25 protein-coding genes and 3 tRNA genes are annotated in these 22472 nt (G+C 64.5%); 11 read left to right on the forward strand and 17 right to left on the reverse strand.

What is annotated here, in order from left to right; translation table 11 throughout:
• Nucleotides 1-39: 39 nt before the first annotated feature.
• Nucleotides 40-112: transfer RNA gene (locus tag CIMIT_RS09340), tRNA-His, on the forward strand.
• A gap of 164 nt (nucleotides 113-276) precedes the next feature.
• The gene (locus CIMIT_RS09345) at nucleotides 277-1137 is read left to right on the forward strand and encodes a siderophore-interacting protein (protein WP_038592143.1); all 861 of its coding nucleotides are present in this window, start codon (nucleotides 277-279) and stop codon (nucleotides 1135-1137) included.
• Here CIMIT_RS09345 and CIMIT_RS09350 read toward each other — a convergent pair.
• The 3 genes from CIMIT_RS09350 to CIMIT_RS09360 all read right to left on the reverse strand — a co-directional run bounded on the left by CIMIT_RS09350 (nucleotide 1134) and on the right by CIMIT_RS09360 (nucleotide 4297).
• Nucleotides 1134-1472 (reverse strand): P-II family nitrogen regulator, encoded by a 339-nt coding sequence (locus CIMIT_RS09350; protein ID WP_038594635.1) that lies wholly within the window; start codon nucleotides 1470-1472, stop codon nucleotides 1134-1136. The genes CIMIT_RS09345 and CIMIT_RS09350 overlap by 4 nt on opposite strands.
• A gap of 6 nt (nucleotides 1473-1478) precedes the next feature.
• Nucleotides 1479-2930 carry an ammonium transporter gene (locus tag CIMIT_RS09355; RefSeq protein WP_051904927.1) on the reverse strand — a complete coding sequence of 484 codons (1452 nt, stop codon included), beginning with the start codon at nucleotides 2928-2930 and terminating at the stop codon, nucleotides 1479-1481.
• A gap of 167 nt (nucleotides 2931-3097) precedes the next feature.
• Entirely contained in the window at nucleotides 3098-4297 is a 1200-nt protein-coding gene (locus tag CIMIT_RS09360) for a L,D-transpeptidase (RefSeq protein WP_038592146.1), read from the reverse strand.
• Nucleotides 4298-4518: 221 nt separating this feature from the next.
• Between CIMIT_RS09360 and CIMIT_RS09365 the strand changes: the two genes are divergently transcribed.
• Both CIMIT_RS09365 and CIMIT_RS09370 read left to right on the forward strand, forming a co-directional pair.
• A tRNA-Lys gene (locus tag CIMIT_RS09365) sits at nucleotides 4519-4591 on the forward strand.
• 375 nt (nucleotides 4592-4966) lie between these two features.
• On the forward strand, nucleotides 4967-5533 hold the full coding sequence (locus CIMIT_RS09370; RefSeq protein WP_038592149.1) for an isochorismatase family protein: 567 nt from the start codon (nucleotides 4967-4969) through the stop codon (nucleotides 5531-5533).
• A gap of 74 nt (nucleotides 5534-5607) precedes the next feature.
• On the opposite strand, the gene CIMIT_RS09375 is transcribed toward CIMIT_RS09370, so the two are convergent.
• The gene (locus CIMIT_RS09375; protein ID WP_038592152.1) at nucleotides 5608-5883 is read right to left on the reverse strand and encodes a DUF3618 domain-containing protein; all 276 of its coding nucleotides are present in this window, start codon (nucleotides 5881-5883) and stop codon (nucleotides 5608-5610) included.
• Nucleotides 5884-5948: 65 nt separating this feature from the next.
• Between CIMIT_RS09375 and bcp the strand changes: the two genes are divergently transcribed.
• Nucleotides 5949-6434, forward strand: coding sequence for a thioredoxin-dependent thiol peroxidase (bcp, locus tag CIMIT_RS09380; protein ID WP_038592155.1), 486 nt, complete (start codon nucleotides 5949-5951; stop codon nucleotides 6432-6434).
• Nucleotides 6435-6532: 98 nt separating this feature from the next.
• Entirely contained in the window at nucleotides 6533-7156 is a 624-nt protein-coding gene (locus CIMIT_RS09385) for an Ltp family lipoprotein (protein ID WP_038592158.1), read from the forward strand.
• A gap of 16 nt (nucleotides 7157-7172) precedes the next feature.
• On the opposite strand, the gene CIMIT_RS09390 is transcribed toward CIMIT_RS09385, so the two are convergent.
• A tRNA-Leu gene (locus CIMIT_RS09390) sits at nucleotides 7173-7257 on the reverse strand.
• A gap of 96 nt (nucleotides 7258-7353) precedes the next feature.
• On the opposite strand from CIMIT_RS09390, the gene CIMIT_RS09395 reads away from it, so the two are divergent.
• Both CIMIT_RS09395 and CIMIT_RS09400 read left to right on the forward strand, forming a co-directional pair.
• Entirely contained in the window at nucleotides 7354-7815 is a 462-nt protein-coding gene (locus CIMIT_RS09395; protein WP_051904928.1) for a hypothetical protein, read from the forward strand.
• Nucleotides 7812-8189: a DUF3817 domain-containing protein gene (locus tag CIMIT_RS09400; RefSeq protein ID WP_051904929.1), complete on the forward strand. Its 378-nt coding sequence runs from the start codon at nucleotides 7812-7814 to the stop codon at nucleotides 8187-8189. The genes CIMIT_RS09395 and CIMIT_RS09400 overlap by 4 nt, the downstream gene beginning before the upstream one ends.
• Before the next feature lie 3 nt (nucleotides 8190-8192).
• Here CIMIT_RS09400 and CIMIT_RS09405 read toward each other — a convergent pair whose 3' ends face one another.
• The 9 genes from CIMIT_RS09405 to clpS are packed head-to-tail and all read right to left on the reverse strand — an operon-like array spanning nucleotide 8193 to nucleotide 14289.
• Nucleotides 8193-8573 carry a hypothetical protein gene (locus tag CIMIT_RS09405; protein WP_038592160.1) on the reverse strand — a complete coding sequence of 127 codons (381 nt, stop codon included), beginning with the start codon at nucleotides 8571-8573 and terminating at the stop codon, nucleotides 8193-8195.
• Nucleotides 8574-8582: 9 nt separating this feature from the next.
• Nucleotides 8583-9212: a non-canonical purine NTP pyrophosphatase gene (locus CIMIT_RS09410; protein ID WP_038592163.1), complete on the reverse strand. Its 630-nt coding sequence runs from the start codon at nucleotides 9210-9212 to the stop codon at nucleotides 8583-8585.
• A complete protein-coding gene (gene rph, locus CIMIT_RS09415; protein WP_038592166.1) occupies nucleotides 9206-9934 on the reverse strand; it encodes a ribonuclease PH in 729 nt (242 codons plus the stop codon). Before rph ends, CIMIT_RS09410 begins: the two co-directional genes overlap by 7 nt.
• A 21-nt stretch (nucleotides 9935-9955) precedes the next feature.
• Nucleotides 9956-10720, reverse strand: coding sequence for an MBL fold metallo-hydrolase (locus CIMIT_RS09420; protein WP_038592168.1), 765 nt, complete (start codon nucleotides 10718-10720; stop codon nucleotides 9956-9958).
• Nucleotides 10721-10774: 54 nt separating this feature from the next.
• The gene (gene murI, locus CIMIT_RS09425) at nucleotides 10775-11593 is read right to left on the reverse strand and encodes a glutamate racemase (protein ID WP_038592171.1); all 819 of its coding nucleotides are present in this window, start codon (nucleotides 11591-11593) and stop codon (nucleotides 10775-10777) included.
• An 8-nt stretch (nucleotides 11594-11601) separates the two neighbouring features.
• The gene (locus tag CIMIT_RS09430) at nucleotides 11602-12381 is read right to left on the reverse strand and encodes a rhomboid family intramembrane serine protease (RefSeq protein ID WP_084674332.1); all 780 of its coding nucleotides are present in this window, start codon (nucleotides 12379-12381) and stop codon (nucleotides 11602-11604) included.
• Nucleotides 12382-12422: 41 nt separating this feature from the next.
• Nucleotides 12423-13397, reverse strand: coding sequence for a P1 family peptidase (locus CIMIT_RS09435; RefSeq protein WP_051904930.1), 975 nt, complete (start codon nucleotides 13395-13397; stop codon nucleotides 12423-12425).
• Between the two features lie 4 nt (nucleotides 13398-13401).
• Nucleotides 13402-13941 carry a DUF2017 domain-containing protein gene (locus CIMIT_RS09440; protein ID WP_038592174.1) on the reverse strand — a complete coding sequence of 180 codons (540 nt, stop codon included), beginning with the start codon at nucleotides 13939-13941 and terminating at the stop codon, nucleotides 13402-13404.
• 15 nt (nucleotides 13942-13956) lie between these two features.
• Complete coding sequence (gene clpS / locus CIMIT_RS09445) at nucleotides 13957-14289, reverse strand: ATP-dependent Clp protease adapter ClpS (RefSeq protein WP_083316890.1); 333 nt, start codon at nucleotides 14287-14289, stop codon at nucleotides 13957-13959.
• Nucleotides 14290-14405: 116 nt separating this feature from the next.
• On the opposite strand from clpS, the gene CIMIT_RS09450 reads away from it, so the two are divergent.
• The 3 genes from CIMIT_RS09450 to CIMIT_RS09460 are packed head-to-tail and all read left to right on the forward strand — an operon-like array spanning nucleotide 14406 to nucleotide 18348.
• Nucleotides 14406-14942, forward strand: coding sequence for a CAP domain-containing protein (locus CIMIT_RS09450; protein WP_038592177.1), 537 nt, complete (start codon nucleotides 14406-14408; stop codon nucleotides 14940-14942).
• 21 nt (nucleotides 14943-14963) lie between these two features.
• On the forward strand, nucleotides 14964-16301 hold the full coding sequence (locus CIMIT_RS09455) for a nicotinate phosphoribosyltransferase (RefSeq protein ID WP_038592180.1): 1338 nt from the start codon (nucleotides 14964-14966) through the stop codon (nucleotides 16299-16301).
• 34 nt (nucleotides 16302-16335) lie between these two features.
• Complete coding sequence (locus CIMIT_RS09460; protein WP_038592183.1) at nucleotides 16336-18348, forward strand: ATP-dependent DNA helicase; 2013 nt, start codon at nucleotides 16336-16338, stop codon at nucleotides 18346-18348.
• Here CIMIT_RS09460 and CIMIT_RS09465 read toward each other — a convergent pair.
• The 3 genes from CIMIT_RS09465 to ctaD form a co-directional block, all read right to left on the reverse strand.
• Nucleotides 18345-19079, reverse strand: coding sequence for an aminoacyl-tRNA hydrolase (locus CIMIT_RS09465; protein ID WP_038592185.1), 735 nt, complete (start codon nucleotides 19077-19079; stop codon nucleotides 18345-18347). The genes CIMIT_RS09460 and CIMIT_RS09465 overlap by 4 nt on opposite strands.
• A complete protein-coding gene (gene serB / locus CIMIT_RS09470; protein ID WP_038592189.1) occupies nucleotides 19076-20335 on the reverse strand; it encodes a phosphoserine phosphatase SerB in 1260 nt (419 codons plus the stop codon). Before serB ends, CIMIT_RS09465 begins: the two co-directional genes overlap by 4 nt.
• Nucleotides 20336-20423: 88 nt before the next feature.
• On the reverse strand, nucleotides 20424-22175 hold the full coding sequence (ctaD, locus tag CIMIT_RS09475; RefSeq protein ID WP_038592192.1) for an aa3-type cytochrome oxidase subunit I: 1752 nt from the start codon (nucleotides 22173-22175) through the stop codon (nucleotides 20424-20426).
• Nucleotides 22176-22472: the final 297 nt, after the last annotated feature.

The raw sequence follows: 22472 nt of genomic DNA on the forward strand, positions 1-22472 counted from the left end.
CGTACTAAGGTAGATCCCGCTGCTGAAAACGCAGCGATGGTGGCTGTAGTTCAGCTGGTAGAGCACCAGGTTGTGATCCTGGGTGTCGCGGGTTCGAGTCCCGTCAGCCACCCCGAATAGTACCCCGTAACCTGCACAAACAGGTTACGGGGTACATTGCCTTTCCTGAAAACTTAAACCCCCTTCAGCATTATTGTGTTAGGCTTGCCTAACCGCAGATCCGTGAGTCTCCGCCAGTACGCGGCATACGAGAAGTGTTGAAGGACAGTGATAGCCATGGCTGCCCAACCTCAAGCAGCAGCGCCGAAGCGCAAGCCCCGTAAAGCGCATGAGGCAACCGTGACCGGTCGCCGGCAGATTTCTCCCGATCTGGTCCGATTGAGCATGCACTCCCCAGCATTGGTTGGCAAGGAACTCGAGTTCACCGACCACTACATCAAGTTATTGTTCGCACCAGAAGGTGCCGATTACGCCTGGCCGTTTGATGTCGCGCGGATTCGCGAGCAACAGCCGCGCGAGAAACACCCCATCACCCGCACCTACACCCTGATCAACCTGGATCCGGAAACCGGGGACTTCGACGTCGACTTCGTCACCCACGGCGATGCCGGATTGGCCGCCCCTTGGGCACGCGCCGCCGAGGTCGGAGAGAAGCTCGGTTTCCTCGGCCCGGGCGGCGCGTGGAGGCCTGCGGCAGACTATGAGCATTTCGTGCTGGCTGGTGATGAGTCTGCGGCACCAGCCATTAGCGCCGGCTTGAAGCACCTCCCAGCAGGTGCGACGGCGACCGCTTATATCGAGATCGAGGCCGATGATCGTACGTTCGACCTCCCTACCCGCGAGGGCGTGGAGGTCAACTGGGTGGTCCGCAACGGCGCAACCCACGGCACCGAGTTGTCTCGTGCAGTGCGCGAGGCAGGCACCCCGGAGGGAAAGAAAACCAGCTGGTTCATCCACGGTGTCGCAGAAATGATCAAGGAGATGCGCCGCTTCCTCTTCGTTGAATCTGAGGTTCCCCGAGAAGACGTTTCCATCTCCGGCTACTGGCGCCTCGGTATGACTGAAGACCAGTGGCAATCCTCCAAGCGCGAGTTCAACGCTGAGATTGAGGCCGAAGAAGCACGGGCCAAGGTCTAGAGCGCCTCCTCGTCTCGCTCGCCGGTTCGCACTCGGATGACTTCTTCGATGGGGCTGACCCAGATCTTCCCGTCGCCGACGTTCCCCGTCGATGCGGCCTGCAAGATCGCGTCCACGATCTGGTTTACTTGCCACTCGCCCGCCACGACCTCGATCTTGACCTTAGGCACAAACTCCGCCGAGAATTCGGTGCCGCGGTAGATTTCGGTGCGCCCGCGCTGCTGGCCGTAGCCCTGAGCTTCCGTCACGGTCATCCCGCGCACGCCCTCGCGCTCGAGGTTTTCACGAATCGCAGGTAGAGCGTAGACCTGCACCACTGCGGTAATGAGCTTCATCATGATTTACTCCTTTGTTGCCGCTGCCTGCGGCTGCGCTTGCGGGAAACTGGTTGTGCGGGATCTGGCTGCTGAGAACCTGATTGCTGGATACCGGGGGGCGGCCAAGAGTGCCTCCGGCAGCGGGCGCATAAGCGGCTGTGTCTTACCGCCGGCCTCGCTGATGTCGTAGGCGGACTCGCGGTGCTGGGCGAGGTCGATGCCGTCGTGTTCTTCGGCCTCGCTGACTCGCCAGCCGATCGTGGCACCGATCAGTACTGCGAGCAGCAGCGTCACAAGGCCCGAGACGAGCAGCGCCACCAGCGCGATACACACTTGCACTACCAGCAGCTTCAGTCCCTCACCGGCGTAACCGTTGAGAATCCCGCGGCCATCTGCGAACAGCGCCAGACCGACGGTACCCCACAACCCGGCGCACAGGTGCACGCCAACGACATCGAGCGAGTCGTCAAAACCGAAGCGGTACTTCAGCCCGATGGCCAAGCAAGCGATGACACCGCCGAGCGCGCCAAGCGGGATGGAGGTCACCGGCGTAAGCGTCCCGGCCGCCGGCGTGATCGTGACCAAGCCAGCGACCGCGCCGGATGCAGCGCCGAGCGAGGTTGCCGCCTTGTCGCGCACGGCTTCGACAGCCATCCAGCCCAGCATTGCGGCAGCGGTAGCCACGGTGGTGTTCATCCACGCCAGGCCTGCCATGCCATCAGCCGCAAACGCGGAACCGCCGTTGAACCCGTACCAGCCGAACCACAGCAGTGCGGTACCCAGCATCACCATCGGCAGGTTGTGCGGTTTGTCCACTTTCGTCGGGAAGCCTTTGCGCGCACCGACGTAGAGCGCGAGCACAAGCGCAGCAGCGCCAGCGGAGATGTGCACAACGGTGCCGCCCGCGAAGTCCACGGGTGCGACGCTCGCTTCCTCGCCGGTGGTACCGAAGAGCCACGCGGCAATCGAGTTTTCAGATTCAGAAAGCAGCCCGCCGTCCCACACCATGTGCGCGATGGGAAAGTACGCGAGGGTGACCCAGCCGGCGACAAAGGCCAGCCAAGCCCCGAACTTCACGCGCCCGGCCAGCGCACCGGAGATGATCGCCACTGCGATGATGGCGAAGGTGACCTGGAACCCGATATCCACAATCCGCGGGTAGCCACTATCCCCTGCGATGAAGTCGCCATTAGAGTCCATGATCTCGCCGCGCAGCCCGAAGGTCTGCAGCGGGTTACCAACGATGCCGCCGAGATCGTCTCCCCCGTAGGAGGCCGACCAACCCCACAGGACGTAGATGACGGGGACAACCGCCATCGCGCCAAAAGACATCATCATCATGTTCAGCGCACTTCGACGACCCGACATGCCGCCGTAGAACAGCGCGAGCCCCGGCGTCATCAGCAGTACGAGCGAGGCGCTGATGAGCATCCACCCGGCGTTACCCGAGGCAACTAGTAGTTGATCGTGTGTCATTTACCTACCCTTTTCTATAGCCCGATAGCTACAGGCAGGATTCTATCTATCGGCCTATAGCTTTAAAGAAGGGAGAAAAACGGTCCGGTCATCCGGGCCAAATTTGTGAATAAAAAAAGACCCCAAGCACCATCAGTGCCTGGAGCCTTTTGCTTCTCGACGCCCCCTTACGCGTTCGGGTCAGCACTCCCACCCGAGCGAGTCTCCCAATCCATATTCCAGTACCCGAGACCATCGGAACCGTTAAGCGTGCCGCCACCGGCGTTTGTCACCGTGACTACATCGCCACGCTTCACGTTTTGCTGGAACCACTGCGCATCCGCGATGGTGGCATTAATGCACCCGTGCGACTGGTTCGTATTGCCCAGCGCCCAGACAGCCCACGGCGCCCCATGCAAGTAAATGCCGGAGTAGGACAGCTGCGTCGCATACGAGACTGGCGTGACGTAGCCACCCTGCCCCAAGCCAAGGCCGAAGGTGCGCGAGTCCATCACGAGCGACTCGTGCATGTCCCCCACCACGTAGGTGCCGTTTGGCGTGTCGAAGGAGCCGTCCGTGCCCAGCGAGATCGGGAACTCCCTCTCCAGTGCGTCATTGCGGTAGAAGCGCAGCATCTTGTCGTTGTTGTCCACCACGGCTTCAACCTTGTCACCGACAGTGAAGCTGTGTTGCACGTCCTCTACACCGTAGATGCCGCCGCCCATGTCCTTGCCGTAAACATTCGCAGATACGGTCACCTCAGTGCCCGGCTCCCACATCTCCTTCGGACGCCAGCGCAGCTCCGTGGCATCGAGCCAGAAGAAGCCGCCCTCCGTATCGTTCGAAGTCTCGACATCAATGAGCTCCTCGACGGCCTTCGTATCCTGAATCGGCACATCAAACTGGAAGGTAATCGCCTGACCGACGCCAACCGTCGCACCGTCAAGCGGACCCATGTACACATTGGTCTGCGCAGCCGGCACCACGGTAGTAAACGTCTTGGTCTTCTCCTGCCCCGCCGTATCGGTTGCTACCACCGTGTAGATACGCCCATAACCAAGCGGTTCAGTCGTGTGCCACTCGGTTTTCTCATCGTTCATAGCGGCCTTGATGGTCTTCCCCTCTTCGTTGGTCATCACCACCGACTTCAGACCCGCCTCCGAACTGACAGTCACAGGGTCGCCGGGCGCAACGTCCTCGTCACCGTCAGTGAATGAAAACTCCGGAGGCTCCGGCAGCTTTTCAGTCTCTTGCTCCTCGGTGTGCGCAGCACTTTCCAGCGCCTCGCCACCATCCGTGTCCCCGATCGTGCAGGACGCCAACCCCGCCGCCAACGCGCCCACCGTCAACGCACTGGCGATTCGCCGCATCACTGCAGTTTTACGCATGAGCAAATCCTTGCCTCCACAATCCTTGCGCGCCTCCCTGCGCATTTCCGTCCTACACACCCTATCGGCACCGGGGAAGAAAATGCTACTTCAACAAGGCCAAGAAAGATCACAATTTGGACACTAAGAAAACCGTGGATGACCAGGCGATTTCACAGTTGCCACGAGATGGTGTTATTGTTTTCAACGTTGCCGAGAGCAACAGAGAAAAAACAAAATACGCGCCATTAGCTCAATTGGCAGAGCAACTGACTCTTAATCAGTGGGTTCGGGGTTCGATTCCCTGATGGCGCACAGAAAGGCCAGGCCAGAGAGTTTATCAGACTCTCTGGCCTGGCTTCTTTTCGTGAAACCCCACCCTTTACCCCACTAATTGGGCCTGCGGACCCAAATGGAGCTAGCTCCGTTTAGAACACGTTTAGAACCACACACGCAGACACCTTTCACCCAACCCCCAGTCACACCACCTTCACACCCCGGCCGCCAGATTTTATACTGCCTACACCGGGTTTTCTCTCCGTCTACCCCCTTAGATTCCTGAGAACACACAGCACCATCACCACAACCATGACCTGCACAATCGTTCAACAATCCGAATTGTTCAACACTTCCTAAGAATCCCAACCCAACTATTTGCACCGTTATTGAGCTTTTATTAAGGTTATAGACATGAAAACTGCACTCCTGCTCGTCGACGTGCAAAATGACTTCTGCCCCGGCGGGCCGCTTGCGACCGCCCGCGGGGATGAGGCCGCGTCGAAAATTGCCCAGTTCCTCGCCTCCGAGGACAACCGCACCCGTGAGTACGCCTACGTCCTGGCTAGCCAGGACTGGCACATCGACCCGGGCGAGCACTTCTCCGAGACCCCCGATTTCCGCGACACGTGGCCGCCGCACTGCGTTGCTGACACCTTCGGTGCGGAGATTCGAGGCCCCATCGACACCTCTGCCATTGATGTCTTCTTTCGCAAGGGCCAGTACTCGGCCTCCTACTCCGCCTTCGAGGGTGCTGATGCCAACGGCACCTCGCTGGCCGCCTGGCTGCGCGCCCACGAGATTGCGGCGCTAGACGTGTGCGGCATCGCCACAGACCATTGCGTCCGCGCTACCGTCCTCGACGCGCTGAAGCAGGGCTGGACGGTGCGCGTGCTGCGGTCCATGGTCGCCCCAGTCGACGACGCCACCGGCGCCCAAGCGCTGCAGGAGATGCTCGACGCCGGTGCGGAACTGGTCTAGGCGCTCGCCAAAATAAAAGAGAAGGCCGTCCACCCGATCATCAGATCCAGGTGGACGGCCTTTACTGTGCGTGCTTAGTCGCGCGAGAGCAGCTTCTGCAGCTCCTTGAGCTCCTTCTTGCGCTTGCGGCCGTTGAGCACCTTGATGCCCACGAGCGCGACGACGGCAGCGCCGATACCGGCGAGCACCTTCTGCACCGTCTCGTCCTGCAGCCACTCAGCGGCGCTCGACTTGGCACCATCCACCAAGGTTGCCGGGCTGGTGCGGTCGGCGAGCTCGTCGAGGGTAGCGGCCAGCTGGCTGCGGGTGCGGGAGATGTCGCGCTCAATATCGTGAATGTCTCGTGCCACGTTGTACTCCTACGTTTTCGTTGTTCAGCGGTTCTTTCAACAACAGTAGTGTAAAACGGGGAGGTATGACCGATCAGATCAGACTAGAAAAGGGCGACACTGCCCCCGCTTTTACCCTGCCCAACGATAAGGGCGAGCAGGTCTCGCTCGCAGACTTCGCCGACCAACGCGTCATCGTCTACTTCTACCCGCGCGCAAACACCCCCGGCTGCACCACCGAGGCGTGCGACTTCACCGAGAAGCTCGACGAGTTTTCCAACGCCAAGGTCACCGTAATCGGCATTAGCCCCGATCCGACCGAGAAGCTGGCTGACTTCCGTGCCAAGCACGACCTTGGCGTCGAGCTCCTCGGCGACGAGTCGAAGGAGACGCTCACCGCCTACGGTGCGTTCGGCGAAAAGAAGATGTACGGCAAGGTCACCCAGGGCGTCATTCGCTCGACCTTCCTGGTGGACGTGGATGCCGACGGCGTCGGCACGATCGCCCAGTGCCAGTACAATGTGCGCGCTTCCGGCCACGTCGGCCGCATCCTGCGCGACTGGGATCTCTAGGGCCCTTTTGCTTATCGACGGCACGCCGCCCCATAATGGTCATATCAGTGAACCGAGGGCGGTGCTCGCCGCCGAGACGAAGAAGCAAGTGAGGCCACATGACTTCCCCGAACGATCCAACCCCGAACCCCACTACGCCCGATAACGCGACGCATCCCTACGAGCCGCAGCCGCAGGTTGAAAACGAGCGTCCCCGCTCCACAGCAGCGCAGTGGGTCACCGTCGGCTTGCTGGCAGCCTTCGGCTTTGGGTTCCTCGGATGGCTGCTGCTCAGCAGCAACGACAGCAATGACGCCGCGCCGGAGACCCCGCAAGCGGCACAGACCACGCAGGTCACCGAAACCGTGGAGACATCCGAGCACCACGCGGCCGAGGACGGGGTAGTTGGCCTGCCCGACACGGAAAACAGCGCGCCAGAAGCCGAAGAGACGCTCCCCGCCGAGTCGCGCGACGCACTGCAGGCAGCCGAGGAGTACCTGGCCGCCCAGCCACTGTCTAAGTCCAACCTGTACAACCAGCTGCGGGACGAGGAGGGCTTCTCCACCGACGCTGCCTCCTACGCCGTCGATACGGTTGAGGCAGATTGGAATGCGCTCGCGCTCCAGGTGGCGCGGCAGATGCACGCGGATGGCACGCCGGAAGAAGAACTACTCGACGCGCTGACCAAAGGCCCGGAGCACTTTACTCGTGCCCAGGCCGAGCACGCGCTCGAAAACCTCTAGCGCGAAGCTTGAGAAGTGGTGCGCCCGGAGAGACTTGAACTCTCACGTCCGAAGACACTGGAACCTAAATCCAGCGCGTCTGCCAATTCCGCCACGGGCGCGCAATGGGAGACATCCTACATGCCAATGGGCCACAATTTGAAACCGACTCCAACTTTAGTTTGGCCACGGGGGCCACATTGGTAGACTGTTCAGGTGTGAACGAGCACCGCGACCCCCAGACCCCCGCACCGGAGAAACGCTCCCGTGTGAAGGTTCGTGCTTGGCACATTCTCTTACTCATCGCCGCGGTGATCACCACGTGCCTGCTGGCGTGGTGGCAGTGGACCCGCTACCAGTCGGGCACCGGCACGTTCCAAAACTTGGGCTACGCCTTGCAGTGGCCCTTCTTCGGCGCATTCTTCGTCTACGCGTACCGGGCCGGTATCCGGATGGAGAACGAGAAGATTGACGCCCTCAACGCCGGTGAGCAAATGGAGCACCTCTACGAGGCGGACCTGGCACGCTACGGCAACGATCCCAGCACACCGACGCAGATCGACGAGGACTTCCTTCCCACCCGCCCGCAGATGGACGTCGAGGAATACAACGATCTGTTGACCCCGCGCAGGCGAGGCGCAGGCAGCGAACACACCCCAGAGGAGAAGGACGGTCAATGACCCAGCCCCAACCCCAGCCAACCGAGCCGCAGGCACCGAACCGCATTCACCCGGAGCGCCAGCGTCGCGTCAAGCAGGCGCTGAGCCTGTTTTCCATCGCCGCCTGGGTGACCGGCGTGCTCCTTTTGCTGCTGGTGCTGCGGATGATCCTGGAGTACGGCTTCCACATGGACGTGGCCTACCTGGCCTGGGTGGCCAGGGTCCACGGGATCGCCTACATGGTCTTCCTTGTCACTTCTTTGAACCTGGGCCTCAAAGCTCGCTGGCCCGCGAGCACCTGGGTGGTCACGGCGATCTCCGGCGTGGTGCCGTTCCTCTCCTTTGTAGTGGAGGCAAAGCGCCGCAAGGAAGTCACCGCGACGTTCCAGCTGTAGCGATTAGTTTTCCTCGTCGGTGGTGCGGGTCAGCACCATCACGCCAATCTTTTCCGCCCGGTCATTATCCGGCGTCATGGTCAGCGTATCGCCGTTGATCTGGCCCTTGTACTCCAGATCCCGGCCGCTGAGCGGGTCGGCGAGCTTAAATTCCTCGTCGTCCTGCTCGCAGCGCGCGTCGTTGGTTTCCCCGGTCGGCTCCGTCAGCTCCCAGGAGCAGTCGCCCCCGTCAATGGTAAGCGTGGCCGCCCCGTGAGGCTGGCCCGACTCAGTCGGCGTCACGTCCCCGGACCAGGCACCGTCCCACTCGGAGGAGGAACCGCACCCGACGAGGGTGGCGCTAGCGAACAGGGCACTTGTGCAAAGGGCAATCGTCTTTTTCATGCCCCCACCCTAACCCAACAGCCGTGTGATGTCCGGGGCCAGCGCACGCAGCGCCTGTCCACGGTGCGAGCGCGCGTTCTTTTCCTCCGGGGAAAGCTCAGCCGAGGAAATCGCGGCACCGTTGGCTCGCTGCGGGGCATCGTCCGGGGCAAACAGCGGGTCGTAACCAAACCCGCCCTCGCCCTGTGGCGCGTGCAAAAGCTGCCCGGTCCAGCGGCCTTCGGCGGTGAACTCGTCGCCCGCCGGGGTCACGAGCGCGCAGCAGGAGACGAAGGCGCAGTCCCGCAGTGCGATGTGTCGCATCTGTGCAAGCAGCAGGCGGTTGTTCGCCTCGTCCACGTCCGGGGCATCATGATCCCCCGACCAGCGCGCCGACAGCACGCCCGGCATGCCATTTAAGGCAACGACGGCAAGCCCGGAGTCATCCGCCACGCACGGCAGGCCGGTGTGGGCGGCCCCGGCGCGCGCCTTGATCAGCGCGTTGTCCTCGAAGGTCAGCCCGTCCTCCTGCGGTTCCGGGTAGGGCTCGACGTCGCGCAAGGAGACGAGCTCGATGCCCTCGATGGAAAGCTCGCGCAGCACTTGCTCGAGCTCGCGGAGCTTGCCGGGGTTGTTCGAGGCGACGAGGACTCTTACCATCCCAGGGCCGCCTTCTGGGCGTCGATAAGCGAGTTGAGCCCCAGCTCAGCCACGTCGAGCATCTCGTTGAGTTCCTTGCGGCCGAAGAGGCCCTGCTCGCCGGTGCCCTGGATCTCCACGAAGTTGCCGCCTTCTTGCATCACCACGTTCAGGTCGACCTCGGCGCGCGAGTCCTCCTCGTACGGCAGGTCCAGGCTCACTCGGCCGTCGACGATGCCGACGGAAACCGCCGCGACCGGCTTGAGCAGCGGCTCGCCCGGCACGACGCCGCGCTCCTTGAGCACCTCAATCGCGTCCGCGAGCGCCACGTATGCGCCGGTAATCGACGCCGTGCGGGTCCCACCGTCGGCCTGCAGCACGTCGCAATCCAGCTGGATCGTGTTCTCCCCGAGCTCGGAAAGATCGACCGCGGCGCGCAGGGAACGGCCAACCAGGCGCGAAATCTCATGCGTGCGGCCCTTGACCTTGCCGCGCATCGACTCGCGCGGCATGCGATCATGCGTGGCCGAGGGCAGCATCGCGTACTCGGCGGTAAGCCACCCCTCACCCGAATCCTTCTTGAAGCGCGGCACGCCCTCCTCCACGGAGGCCGTGCACATGACGCGCGTGTTGCCGAACTCGACGAGCACGCTGCCAGCAGGGTTGGAGGTAAAACCGCGGGTGATGCGCACCGGGCGCATCTGCGTCAAACCGCGGCCATCTGCACGTGTGAAATCAGTCATGGGCACCAGCGTACCCGCACGCTAGAGCTCGAAGACATCGCCTGCTGCGCCGATGACGATCTCCCCAGAAAACTCGGTGCGGGCCGCGGCCAGCGTGTCCTGCACGCTCGACCAGGGCTGGATGTGCACGATCACTAGTGTGCGCACGCCCGCCTCGCGGGCAATACGGCCCGCCTCCCGGCCCGACATGTGCATCCCCTCCGGGTTGCCCTCCGCTGAGGCACCCCAGGCTGCCTCGCACAGGAAAAGGTCCGCGCCGCGGGCCGCATCCACGAGCGAGGGGGTATACGCGCTGTCGCCCGAATACGTCAGCACCTTGCCGTCATGCTCCAGGCGCAGCGCATGCGACTCGGCCGCGGGGTGGACGACGTCGAAGGGGGTAAGCGCCACGTCGCCAAGCGTCTCGGTGTGCCCGGCGCGCAGCGGGGAGAAGTCAAAGGTGTCGGCGATGTCGTCGACCTGGCCGGGGCCGTCGGCGCTCATTCTGCCCACGTGCTCCGGGGTGTAGCTCGGCCCCAGCATGCGGTGGCGTGTGCTCGCTGGCTTGGTGGGGTGGTAGCGGCGCCACACCAACAGCGAGGCGATGTCGGAGCAATGGTCGGCGTGCAGGTGGCTGAAGCACACGTGCGCATCGGCCGGGTCGAAGTGCTCCTGCATCGCGGCCAGTGCGCCTGGGCCGAAGTCCAGGACGATGTCGCTGTTGCCGGCAACGCTGACAACGTAGGAGGAACCAGGATTTCCGGGGGCGGCGAGGCTCCCGGAACAGCCGAGGATGGTCAACTTCATGGAATCACTGTGCCACGAATTGAGGGGGAATTCTAAACTTCCGGGTATTTTGTCTCATCTGGGTGCCTTTGCTCCAACCGCGTGCACCTGCGGTCCGAGGAAACGTTCCGCAAGCCGATCGAAGACCGCCGGGTCACCAGTAGAGGCGAACACGCGCTCCGGTGCACGGCCACCTTCCTGCGGCGCGGGCGCGAGCATGTCGCGCTCTGTGAGCACCCGCAGCACGTCCTTCGAGGTCTCCTCCGCGGAGGACACCAGCGTGACGTGCTCGCCAATCGCGAGCTGGATCACGCCCGACAGCAGCGGATAGTGGGTACACCCGAGCACCAGGGTGTCCACCCCAGCCGCCTGGAGCGGCTCCAAGTATCCCTGCGCCACCCCGAGGATTTGGCGCCCGGAGGTGATGCCGCGCTCGACGAACTCCACGAACGCGGGGCACGCCGCGGCGCTGACCTCCAGGTCGGACTTGAGCGAAAAGAGGTCCTGGTACGCGCCCGAGGTGATCGTGCCCTGGGTGCCGATCACGCCGACCTTGTTGTTGCGAGTCGCCGAGATCGCGCGGCGCACCGCCGGCTGAATGACTTCGAGCACCGGGATGTCGTAGCGCTCGCGCGCGTCGTGCAAGAAGGCTGCGGTTGCGGTGTTGCAGGCAATCACGAGCATCTTGCAGCCCTGCTCGACCAGCTCGTCGCCGATGCGCTGGGCGTGGCTGCGGACGTCGGCAATCGACTGCGGGCCGTAGGGGGCATTGGCAGTGTCACCGATGTAGCTGATCGACTCGTGCGGCAGCTGATCCATCACCGCGCGCGCCACCGTCAGCCCGCCCACGCCGGAGTCAAAAATCCCAATCGGGGCCGAATTATCCGGACGCATACGTCTTTCTACCTCCCTGCTTGCTTTCGCGCCTGCTTCGCCTCTCGTTTAGCCACCAGCTCAGGCGGGTCGTCGGAGGTAATGAACATGCCCGCGAGCAGCCCGCCAATCGCGCCGCACAGGTGGGCCTGCCAGCTCACCCCAGGAGTACCAGGCAGTACGCCCCAAATCAGACTGGAGTAGAAAAACGCCAGGACAAGTCCCAGGAGGATCTGCGGCAAGGAACGGTTAAAGATGCCGCGCAGCAGCAGGTACGTCAGCCACCCGTAAATCACACCGGAGGCACCAATGTGGTTCGTGCCGATTCCGCCGATCAACCACGTACCCAAGCCGCTGACCAGCATGGCGAAGGTAGTGACCTCCCAGAAGACGCGCTTGCCCGAGTACCCGATGAGGAAGGCGAAGATCGCGCCCGGAATCGAGTTACCCACGATGTGCTCCAGGTTCGCGTGCAGGAGTGGGGAGGTAAAGATGTGCCAGATTGTCGAAAGGTCGAGAGGCTGGATGCCGAAAACCCACAGCGTGCCGTCGAACACCAGGGCGTTTAAGGCGTACACAACCCAGATCACTGCCAGATACGTCAACGCGAAACGCCACCCTGTGCGCCGCTGCTGCTTCCGCTTCGTGCTCTTGTCCAGTGGCTGCTGGTGGTAAGAGAAGGCCGGTGGCTGGTTCTCCGGGTGAGAGAACGGGCGATTGAACGGCTTGCCGTAGCCGGGCTGGCCGGTTTGCCCGTAACCCCAGCCATCGGGGTGGTAAGGACTAGATCCGTAAGGGTTGTGAGTCATCGTTGACCCAGTGTAGCGGCGCACGCGAACCGCGGTCGCGATCAGTCACGTGCGAGATCGCGCCACGCGGTCAGACCGAAACCGCTTCCGGCCGAGCGCACCGCGTTCACAATCGCCGCCTCCACGGCGTCCGCCGCCGCGGCACTCAACTCCGCGAGCGCCTCCGGGCTACACGGTGCTACTTCCCGCGCGGGATCCTGCGGGGCAGACACCGCGAAGAGCGTGTCCCCGTCCAGCGGCGAGTGCGCCGGGCGGATCGCACGGGCCAAACCGTCGTGACCGGCAATGGCGAGCCGCTTGAGCTGGGACGGGGGCAGCGCCGCGTCGGTGGCCAGCACGCCGATGGTGGTGTTCAGCTGCGGGGCGGGGCGCTTGAGCTGGGCGAAGCGCTGCGTATCCACCGCGGGAGCGCTCGGGTCGCCGAAGAGCAGGCCGGTGCGCGTGTCCACCACCGCGCCCACAGGGTTGGCTACCACTGCCGCGGTGACCGTGCCTGCGGCCGCGGTGCGTGAGGCGGTGCCGAAACCACCGCGCAACACGCCCGCGGTTGCACCACAGCCCGCACCGACGCTGCCGGATGCCAGCTGCGCCGGGCTTTTCACCGCACCATCACACGCGGCAGCGACCGCTGCGGCGCCGTCCTCGGCGCTTGGTCGGTGCGCGGGGTCGCCGACCGCCAGATCAAAAATGACGGCCGCGGGCACGATCGGTACGCGCGGGCCCGGCGAATCCTCGCCGAAAACCGGGAAGCCCACCCCGCGGGACTCCAGCTCGCGCATCGCCCCGTCGGCTGCCGCCAGCCCGAAGGCAGAGCCGCCGCACAGCAGGATGGCGTGCACGCGCTCGACCGTATTGTGTAGGTCTAACAGGTCGGTTTCGCGGGTGCCTGGCCCGCCGCCGCGCACATCCACAGCCGCCAGCATCCCCCGCGGGTCGGCGGAGACAAACGCCGTAACACCAGTATCGCCGAGGGAGAGGTGGGCGCAGGGGAGGTGCACCGCATCGTCGACAAGCAATGGCTCACTCGCTTAAGACATCGAGCAACGAGTCCTGGCAGAAAGCGAGCCACTCCATCAGGCGCTCACGGTCCTGGGCATGGCCCTCGCCACCGCGATCATCGGCGGAAATGTAGAGGCGCATGTCATTGAGCGCGGCGACGAACTGGTGCGCCTCCTCCTCGTCGATCGTGACCTCCACACCACCATCGGGGCCAAGTGCGTCGTTGACCACGCGGATGTTCATCAGCTTCGCGCGGATGATGTCATTTTCGTGCAGGCTGCGCAACAGCCCGTTGTCGCCGTCGAACTCCTCATCGCCCTCCCGCTCAAAATCAGGCAACAGGCGCGCCAACTTCGGATCCTGCGGGGCCTCCGTATGCCCGGTGGACAGACCCATCATCTCGGCGAACTCGTCCTTCGGCGCGGACTGGGCACGCGCGATCAGCGCCTCGGACACCGTCGCGGTGAGGTCCCCAATCACCTCCCGCTCCAGCGGATCAAACTTGGTGGTGAACTTGGCACCCGAACGCATCAGGGCCTTCTTTCGCCTCCACGGCTGCATGCTCTTCTTCCCCTTCTACCCTGCCTGCTGCATGGTCGCCCACAAACCGGCGGTGTGCAGCTTCTTCACATCACCCTCGACCTTGTCCTTCTCGCCCGAGGAGACCACGGCCTTGCCCTCGGTGTGCACCTGCATCATCAGCTCGTTCGCGCGCTTGCGGTCGTAGCCCAGGACAGTCTGGAACACGTAGGTGACATAGCTCATCAGGTTGACCGGGTCGTCCCACACAATGCACATCCATGGCAGGTTCTCGCCGGTGGCAACCTCAAACTTCAGGTCTTCTTCCAGGTCCGGCGTTGCCATCGGCGAGCTCAGCTGCGGGACCTGGCTCGTGGATTCGCAATTCATGCGCCCCAGCCTACCGGTTGGCAGCCAGGCACGTTGCGCGGCCACTTGCTAGGCTGCAATGCATCCTTGCAAGTCCTTGCAAGTCCCCTCCCTTACGACGGAAAGGCGCGCGCCCCATGCAGAAACTCCCGATGAGCAACGAGCAGTTGCTGCGCACCATCCTCGGAGTGCTTGGCCTCATCGCCGCCGTCGCGGTGACCGTCAACGCCGCGCAACACCAGCCCGCGGGCGGCTCCTCCAACCCGACGGTAGATGATCGCCGGGCAGGTTACGTCGCGCCCGATTTTGAAACCGGCCAGAAGCTCGAAGAGATCCGCCAGGACTTCTTCACCGCGGTGCGCCAGCTGCGTAGCGACGACGCGTTGCCGCCCGTCAGCCTCGACCCCGAACTGCAGCGTCTCGCCCAGCAGCACGCAGAGGGCAACGCGGTGACAAAGACGCAGCCGAACTTGGAGCCAGACGATGGCCGAGACATCGGCCAGGTTTCTGCGAGCATGCCGCTGGAGAACGCGAGCGGGCACGCCTTTTTGGAGCTGATCATCCACTCGCAGAAGCACATGGACGTGCTTTTGAACCCGGAGCACCGCTACATGGGCGTCGGCGTGGCCTACGGCCATGGCGAGGTGTGGGTGGTCGTGGCCTTCTCGCACTAGCAGGGCGTAGTCTGTATCACTATGACTGACTCCGCGTATTCCACCGCATTCCTCACCGACATGTACGAGCTGACAATGCTCGACGCCGCGTTGCAGGACGGTACCGCGCACCGCGAGTGCGCTTTTGAGGTCTTTACCCGCCGGCTGCCCAGCGAGCGCCGCTATGGCGTGGTCGCCGGCACCGCGCGCGTGCTCGACGCGATCGCCAAGTTCCGCTTTACCGAGGACCAGCTCGCCGCGGCCGATTTCCTGTCCGATGAAGCGAAGCGCTACCTGGCCGACTACCGCTTCTCCGGGCAGATCGACGGCTACCGGGAGGGCGATATTTACTTCCCCTACTCCCCCATCATGACGGTGCGCGGCACCTTTGCCGAGTGCGTCATCTTGGAGACCGTGATCCTGTCCATCCTGAATGCCGACTCCGCCGTGGCCTCGGCCGCCTCACGCATGGTCTCGGCCGCGGACGGGCGCCCGATCATCGAGATGGGGTCGCGCCGCACCCACGAGCAGGCCGCCGTCAGCGCCGCCCGCGCCACCTACATCGCGGGCTTCGATGCCACCTCCAACATGGAGGCCGCACTACGCCACGGCATCCCGCCCTCAGGCACCGCCGCGCACTCCTGGACCCTGCTGCACGTGGGCGAAGACGGCGTGCCGGACGAAAAGGCAGCCTTTCAGGCACAGATCGATCGCCTGGGTGTGGATACGACCCTGCTGGTGGACACCTTCGACATCACCAAGGGCGTGGCGCACGCACTCGAGGTCGCCGGCACCGACCTGGGCGCGGTCCGCATCGACTCCGGTGACCTGGGCATCGTCTCGCGTCGCGTGCGCCAACAGCTGGACCAGGCCGGGGCCTTTAACACCCGCATCATCGTCTCCTCCGATCTGGACGAGTTCACCATCGCCGGGCTGCGCGGCGACCCGGTCGACGGCTTCGGCGTCGGCACCTCGGTGGTCACCGGCTCCGGCGCGCCCACCGCCGGGCTGGTGTACAAGCTCGTCGAGGTCGACGGCCACCCCGTGGCGAAGCGCTCCTCGGGCAAGCGCACCTACGGCGGGGCGAAGACGGCGCTGCGCGGCTACCGCGCCTCCGGCGTCGCCGTTGCCGAGATCATCTGCCCGCTGGACGGCGAGATCACCCGCAAGCCCAACCTGGATTACCAGGAGCTGGTCGTGCCGATGATGCGCGACGGCGAGCTCGTCGCCGACTACGAAGCACAGCACGGTGGCCTCGAAAAGGCCCGCGCACTGCACTCCACCGCGCGCGAGACGCTCCCCTGGGAGGGCCTGGCGCTCTCGCGCGGCGATGCGGCGATCCCAACGCGTTTCGTCGGCTTCCCCGACCCCGGCGAGTAATCCCCTCCCCCGCTTGCCGCTACACTTGCACGATGTGAGCGAACGCGACCTTGCCCCCTCCAGCACCCCCACGAGCGCCAGCGGCACCAGCGGAGACGTCCCCTTAAGCCGGGCAACCACTGAGCTATTGGACGCCGCGGTTGAAGCCCTTGGCGGCGCGCGCCGCGAGGGCCAGCACCGCATGGCGGAGGCAGTAGCGAAGGCGCTGGATTCGCAGCGCCACCTCGCCGTCCAAGCCGGCACCGGCACGGGCAAGTCGCTCGCCTACCTCGTGCCCGCGGTGCGCTACGCGCAGGCCAACGACACGACGGTGGTCGTCTCCACGGCCACGCTCGCGCTCCAGCGCCAGCTGGTGCAGCGCGACCTGCCGCGGCTGGCGGATGCGCTGGAGCCGCATCTTCCGCAGCGCCCCACGTTCGCAATCCAGAAGGGCCGCAACAACTACCTGTGCTTAAACAAGCTCGCCCATGATGAGGGCGAGGACTCGCTTATCGACGATGCCGAGCTCTCCTGGACCGGCCGCCACGTCAAGCGCGTCGCCGAGTGGGCCCAGGAGACAGAAACCGGCGACCGCGACGACCTCACGCCCGGCGTCCCGGACCTGGCGTGGCGGCAGGTCTCGGTGACCTCCAACGAATGTCTGGGGGCAGCGCGCTGTCCGCACGGCGAGGAGTGCTTCGCCGAGCTCGCGCGCGAGAAGACCCGCGACGTGGACATCGTGGTGACCAACCACGCGCTGCTGGCTATCGACGCGCTGTCGGACACCAACGTACTGCCCGAGCACGACGCCGTGATTATCGACGAGGCCCACGAGCTGGACCAGCGCATCACCTCGGTGGCCACCAACGAGATCTCTGCCCGCGCGCTCACGCTTGCCGCGCGCCGCGCCACCAAAATCGGCGGCGATGGCGAAGAGCTCGAGAACGTCAAGGACGACCTCGCAGCGGTGTTGGATCTTGAGCAGCCCGGCCGCTGGGAACGCATCTCGGAGCCGGCTCGCGGCGCTTTCGCCGCGCTGCGCGACGCGCTGTGGAAAACGCGCCTGAGCATCGCGGATAGCCCCGAGGGCGAGTCCGAGAATAACCCGGAGAAGTTCGCCGAGCGCACCAACTTGAAGAACCACCTCGGCGACCTCCACGACGCCATCGTGCGCATCCTCGGCGTGTTCGACGAGGACGACCCGGCCAAGCACACCGACGTGGTGTGGCTCACCCGCAGCGAACGCTTCGGGGATTCCGTTGCCGTGGCTCCCCTGTCCGTGGCCGCCCTTTTGCGTGACAACCTCTTCGGCGAGCAGACGGTCGTGCTCACCTCTGCCACGCTGTCCGTCGGCGGCAACTTCGACGCGATGGCCGCCGCCTGGGGCCTTCCCAACGGCTCCTGGGACAGCCTGGACGCCGGCACCCCCTTCGACCCTGCGAAGGCCGGCATCTTGTATACCGCCCGCCACCTGCCCGCACCCGGCCGCGACGGCTTAAGCACGGAAACCTTGGACGAGATCGCCACGCTGATTACCGCCGCGGGCGGGCGCACCCTCGGGCTGTTTTCCTCCCGCCGCGCTGCCGAGCAGGCCGCCGAGGCCATGCGGGCGCGCCTGCCCTTTGACATCCTCCTCCAGGGCGAGGACTCCACCGGCGCGCTGGTCACGGAGTTCAGCAACGCGGAAAACTCCTGCCTCTTCGGCACCCTTTCGCTGTGGCAGGGCGTCGACGTGCCCGGCAGCGCGCTCTCGCTCGTGCTCATCGACCGTATCCCCTTCCCTCGCCCCGACGACCCGCTGCTCCAGGCCCGCGCAAACGCCGCCGACGCTGTCGGCCGCTCCGGGTTCATGGAGGTCTCCGCCACTCACGCCGCGCTGCTCATGGCTCAAGGCGTCGGCCGCCTGCTGCGTTCCGTGGACGACCGCGGCGTCGTCGCAGTGCTGGACAACCGCCTGGTGACCAAGCGCTACGGCGCGTTCCTGCGGCGCTCCCTGCCCCCGTTTTGGCAGACCGACCGCCTGGATGTGGTCACCGGCGCGCTCGAGCGCCTGGTCAAACGGGGCTAGCCGCGCGACGAGTCGCGCGCAGCGAATACGCCCGGCGGCAGCGTGAGCACCGTCGTGGAGCCAGGCGCGACTTCGGTAAAGCCCGCGTCTCGCACCGGCACCGCGCGCGGGTCAGCCGCACACGCCGCGAACACGTCCGCGTCCACATCGCGCACGTTCAGCGGGCAGCCTGTAGCCACCCACTCGCGCACTTCTTCCTCCGGCCGTGCTGCCGCGTACAGCATCGAGGCGTGCCCTACCTGGGCGGCGGCCTTTCCTGCTGTCATCTCGAGGGAGGCGTCAACGACGATGGTGGGCGCGGTGTCGTCGAGAAGCGGCGGGTGCGTATCCGCTGGCAGGTCGGTGCCGCGGATCTGCAGCTTCGCCACCTCGTGCGGCACCTCGGACACGGCGCACGGCACAAACGCGCGCACGCACCCCACGGTGATCCCTGGCAGCGCCTGCACGTCCTCCCATGCCTTATTGCGGGCGCGCCGCGCGACCTTCCGGATGCGGCGCGAGTACCAGGCTTCGAGCCGCTCGCGCCAAAAGCCCTCGCGGCCTGCCCGCTCGTCGAGGCACACCAGGGCCACGGCCTGCGCCGCGCACACCAACATGGTGTTGCGCGCAGGAGGGTCCTGCTTCGGCAGGTTGATCACCATCTGCATGGCCTGCACCGCTGCGGGGTCGTCAGGGTCGCCCGAGCCCTTGCTTATCGACGCGGCGAGCAACCCATGTGCCGAACTCGTCACAGCGGACGTCGGTCGTCGATGCCAGCGGCCTCGTCGGAAGAGTCGATCTCTTCGCGCGGGATGCCCAGGATGTAAAGCACCTCGTCCAAAAACGGGAAGTTCACCGAGGCGTCCGCGATCTCCTTGAGCGCCGGCTTGGCGTTGAAGGCAATGCCCAGGCCAGCGCGCGAAAGCATGTCGATGTCATTGGCGCCATCGCCCACGGCCACCGTCTGCGACATGGCCAGCCCGGAGTCCGCGGCGAACTCGGCAAGGAAGTCCGCCTTCGCCTTGCGGTCAACCACCTTGCCGATGACGCGGCCGGTGAGCTTGCCGTCCTCGATCTCCAGCGTGTTCGCGCGCACGTAGTCGAGCTCCAGGTCCTCTGCAAGATCCTCGAGCACCTGGATGAACCCGCCCGAGACCACCGCGGTGCGGTACCCCAGGGAGTTCAGCGTGCGGATAGTCGTGCGCGCGCCCGGGGTGAGCTGGATGTCCGCGGCGACTTGCTGGATCACTGAGGCGTCCAACCCGGCAAGGGCCTTGACACGCTCGCGCAGCGACTCCTCGAAGTCCAGCTCGCCCCGCATCGCGCGCTCGGTCACCTCGGCGACCTCCGCCTCGCGGCCAGCGTGCGCGGCCAGCATCTCGATGACCTCGCCGGTAATCAGCGTGGAATCGCAGTCGAAGCACACCAGGCGCTTGGCGCGGCGGTGCAGGCCCGCGTGCTCCATCGCCAGGTCGATCCCCAGCTCCGCCGAGAGCTCTGCCAGGCGCTTTCGCAGTTCCTGGCCGTCGCCCGGGGTGTAGTCCGGCATCGTGATACGGAACTCAAGGCCCGTCACCGGGTACTGGGTGATCCCGCGAATGGCGTCAATGTTCGCGCCCACCTTCGCCATCTCGGTACCCACCTTCGAGATCGCCTCGGCGTTGACCGGGTTACCCAGCGCGACAAGGACGTGGGTAGAGCGTGGACGGGACACGGCGCGCGCGGCGGCGTCGGTTTCGATGTTGACGCGCTGACCGTACTCCCACAGGCCCGCGCGCAGCTCGCGCTCAATGTCGGTGAGTTCGAGCGGGTCCATGCCGACGAGCGCGGCGAGCATCATGCGCCCCCGGAAGTCGGTCTGGGTCACGTCGAGGACCTGCACGCCATGGCGCGCGAGCACGGTAAAGAATTCGGCGGACACACCGGGGCGGTCCGGGCCGGAGGTGGAGATGACTGCGGCCTTCAAACCGGGCTGCAGTTCTACTTCAAACGCTGGCTGATCAGTCACAACAGCTGACCATAGCACAGCAAAACCCCTCACCAGCCGGTGAGGGGTTCGCTGTCAGGGGGTTAGCACCTATCGCGTTACACGGCGACTACTTGGTCGCGGCTGTGGAACCGGCGGTCTCGCCCTTCCACGTTGCGGGGCCCTCTGCGCTGTGGCCGGTGTGGGCCTCGCGGCGCAGGGTCTCCACCATGTGCGGGTAGTGCAGCTCGAACGCCGGGCGTTCGGAGCGGATACGCGGCAGGGAGGTGAAGTTGTGGCGCGGCGGCGGGCAGGAGGTGGCCCACTCGAGCGAGTTGCCGTAGCCCCACGGGTCGTCCACGGTAACGACCTCGCCGTAACGCCAGGACTTGAAGACGTTCCAGATGAACGGCAGCATACCGATACCCAGGATCAGGGAGCCGACGGTGGAAACCTGGTTCAGGAAGGTGAAACCGTCGGTGTCCAGGTAGTCAGCGTAACGACGCGGCATGCCCATGTTGCCCAGCCAGTGCTGAACCAGGAAGGTCATGTTGAAGCCGATGAAGACCAGCCAGAAGGACCACTTAGCCAGACGCTCATCCAGCATGCGACCCGTCATCTTGGGGAACCAGAAGTGGACGCCAGCGATTGCGGAGAACACCACGGTACCGAACAGGGTGTAGTGGAAGTGCGCGACCACGAAGTAGGAGTCGTGCAGGTGGAAGTCCAGCGGCGGGGAGGCCAGCATAATACCGGTCAGGCCACCGAAGAGGAAGGTGAACAGGAAGCCCATCGCCCACAGCATCGGCGACTCGAAAGTGATGTGACCGTTCCACATGGTGCCGACCCAGTTGAAGAACTTCACACCGGTCGGCACGGCGATCAGGAAGGTCATGAAGGAGAAGAACGGAAGCAACACCGCGCCGGTGGCGAACATGTGGTGCGCCCACACAGCCATGGACAGACCAGCAATAGCCAGCGTTGCAAAGACCAGGCCAATATAGCCGAAGATCGGCTTGCGGGAGAAGACCGGGATGATCTCCGAGATGATGCCGAAGAACGGCAGAGCCAGGACGTACACCTCAGGGTGGCCGAAGAACCAGAACAGGTGCTGCCACAGGATGGTGCCGCCGTTCGCGGTGTCGTAGATGTGCGCGCCGAGCAGACGGTCGTACAGGACGCCGAGCGCAGCAGCGAGCAGCAGCGGGAAGATCATCAGTGCGATGATCGAGGTCACGAAGATGGTCCAGGTGAACACCGGGAGGCGGAACATGGTCATGCCCGGTGCGCGCATGGTGAGCACGGTGGTGAGCATGTTAATCGCCGAGGCGACGGTACCGATACCGGTTGCGCCCACACCGATGATCCACAGGTTTGCGGACACGGACGGGGTGTGGACCGCGTCAGCCAGCGGCATGTACATGGTCCAGCCGAAGTCGGCCGCACCGCCCGGAGTAAGGAAGCCAGCGAGCATGGCGACAACACCAACGCTGGTGAGCCAGAAACCAAAGGCGTTCAGACGCGGGAAGGCCACGTCCGGTGCGCCGATCTGCAGCGGCAGCACGTAGTTGGCAAAGCCCCACACGATCGGGGTACCAAAGGCCAGCAGCATCACCGTGCCGTGCATGGTGAACAGCTGGTTGAACTGCTCGTTGGACAGGAACTGCATGCCGGGGCTGAAAAGCTCCGCACGGATAAGCAGCGCCATGAGTCCGCCCAGGAAGAACCACAGGAAGGACATGATGATGTACATGATGCCCAGTTCTTTATGGTCGGTCGTGGTTAGCTGCATGTAAAACTTGGAGCCACGACGAGCGTTACCCGTCGGCTCCGGACGTGTCGGCGGGACGTGATTGTCCAGCCTTGGCGCCACAGCGGTCATTCGATCCTCCTGACTACGGCTCGCCCCGGTATGGAGCGAGACCTTTGCGATACCGGTTCATCATAGGTGATCGCCTTATGAAATTGCCAGCCCTCCCAGGCCAGCTACAGGTTTAACAATAGGCCCTTGTGCCCCGCTGCGCGCGCGATTGACAGTGGCGAGCAACACACAAACGCCAAGGTCGTCCACGAAGAATCCCGCGCACCCTCACGCGGCCTGCCATCGCCGCTGCAGACGCGGCATATCGGCCCCGGCTTAGGAAGAGGTGCGCGGGATTGACCCCAAACGTGGTCAACC

This window comes from Corynebacterium imitans, assembly GCF_000739455.1.
Lineage (GTDB): Bacteria > Actinomycetota > Actinomycetes > Mycobacteriales > Mycobacteriaceae > Corynebacterium > Corynebacterium imitans.

What these genes read in the sequence shown, in the direction of transcription:
- CIMIT_RS09345 (WP_038592143.1), top strand. Translation starts at nt 277, where the DNA reads ATGGCTGCCCAACCTCAAGCAGCAGCGCCGAAGCGCAAGCCCCGTAAA.
- CIMIT_RS09355 (WP_051904927.1), bottom strand. Translation starts at nt 2,930, where the DNA reads ATGACACACGATCAACTACTAGTTGCCTCGGGTAACGCCGGGTGGATG.
- CIMIT_RS09410 (WP_038592163.1), bottom strand. Translation starts at nt 9,212, where the DNA reads ATGGTAAGAGTCCTCGTCGCCTCGAACAACCCCGGCAAGCTCCGCGAG.
- clpS (WP_083316890.1), bottom strand. Translation starts at nt 14,289, where the DNA reads ATGAATTGCGAATCCACGAGCCAGGTCCCGCAGCTGAGCTCGCCGATG.
- CIMIT_RS09400 (WP_051904929.1), top strand. Translation starts at nt 7,812, where the DNA reads ATGACCCAGCCCCAACCCCAGCCAACCGAGCCGCAGGCACCGAACCGC.
- ctaD (WP_038592192.1), bottom strand. Translation starts at nt 22,175, where the DNA reads ATGACCGCTGTGGCGCCAAGGCTGGACAATCACGTCCCGCCGACACGT.
- CIMIT_RS09430 (WP_084674332.1), bottom strand. Translation starts at nt 12,381, where the DNA reads ATGACTCACAACCCTTACGGATCTAGTCCTTACCACCCCGATGGCTGG.
- CIMIT_RS09455 (WP_038592180.1), top strand. Translation starts at nt 14,964, where the DNA reads ATGACTGACTCCGCGTATTCCACCGCATTCCTCACCGACATGTACGAG.
- CIMIT_RS09385 (WP_038592158.1), top strand. Translation starts at nt 6,533, where the DNA reads ATGACTTCCCCGAACGATCCAACCCCGAACCCCACTACGCCCGATAAC.
- CIMIT_RS09360 (WP_038592146.1), bottom strand. Translation starts at nt 4,297, where the DNA reads ATGCGTAAAACTGCAGTGATGCGGCGAATCGCCAGTGCGTTGACGGTG.
- CIMIT_RS09370 (WP_038592149.1), top strand. Translation starts at nt 4,967, where the DNA reads ATGAAAACTGCACTCCTGCTCGTCGACGTGCAAAATGACTTCTGCCCC.
- murI (WP_038592171.1), bottom strand. Translation starts at nt 11,593, where the DNA reads ATGCGTCCGGATAATTCGGCCCCGATTGGGATTTTTGACTCCGGCGTG.
- CIMIT_RS09450 (WP_038592177.1), top strand. Translation starts at nt 14,406, where the DNA reads ATGCAGAAACTCCCGATGAGCAACGAGCAGTTGCTGCGCACCATCCTC.
- CIMIT_RS09350 (WP_038594635.1), bottom strand. Translation starts at nt 1,472, where the DNA reads ATGAAGCTCATTACCGCAGTGGTGCAGGTCTACGCTCTACCTGCGATT.
- CIMIT_RS09440 (WP_038592174.1), bottom strand. Translation starts at nt 13,941, where the DNA reads ATGCAGCCGTGGAGGCGAAAGAAGGCCCTGATGCGTTCGGGTGCCAAG.
- CIMIT_RS09420 (WP_038592168.1), bottom strand. Translation starts at nt 10,720, where the DNA reads ATGAAGTTGACCATCCTCGGCTGTTCCGGGAGCCTCGCCGCCCCCGGA.
- bcp (WP_038592155.1), top strand. Translation starts at nt 5,949, where the DNA reads ATGACCGATCAGATCAGACTAGAAAAGGGCGACACTGCCCCCGCTTTT.
- CIMIT_RS09405 (WP_038592160.1), bottom strand. Translation starts at nt 8,573, where the DNA reads ATGAAAAAGACGATTGCCCTTTGCACAAGTGCCCTGTTCGCTAGCGCC.
- rph (WP_038592166.1), bottom strand. Translation starts at nt 9,934, where the DNA reads ATGACTGATTTCACACGTGCAGATGGCCGCGGTTTGACGCAGATGCGC.